Annotated in this window: 1 protein-coding gene; it reads right to left on the bottom strand. The window is 71.9% G+C overall.

Translation table 11 applies throughout. The features are described 5' to 3' along the window. The coding region (locus tag ACUXVE_RS20070; RefSeq protein ID WP_445515023.1) for a hypothetical protein at positions 1 to 287 on the bottom strand (287 nt) is incomplete at its 3' end. Positions 288 to 345 lie beyond the last annotated feature (58 nt).

Raw genomic sequence — 345 nt, 5'->3', positions numbered from 1 at the left:
CGACCGCGCCGGGCCCGCGCACGGGCGCCGGGCGGGCCGCCAGCCGGGCGTACCAGGCCCGGCCCGGGCGATCCGCGGTCGTGGTCCCCGACCTCGCCGACCTGCGGGGCGCGGTGACCGGCACCGTTGAACTGCCGCTGTGGCTGTTCTGGAGCCAGTCCGACCGCACCTTCGATCTCGAAGCGACGGTGAAGGCGGTGCAAGGGAAGGATTTTTCCGCGATGGTCGATGACCTCGCCGCGCCCCTGGACGGTGGCGAGCATCTCGCGCGAAGGCTTGAGTGCCACCTGCACGGTGATGGTTGGCAGGATGAAACGGTCGGCTCCCACGCGGACAAGCAGGCCG

It is taken from the genome of Stenotrophomonas sp. 3(2025) (genome assembly GCF_052665395.1).
Note: the sequence above shows the minus strand (reverse complement) of the source record. Positions and strands in the feature narration are given on the sequence as shown.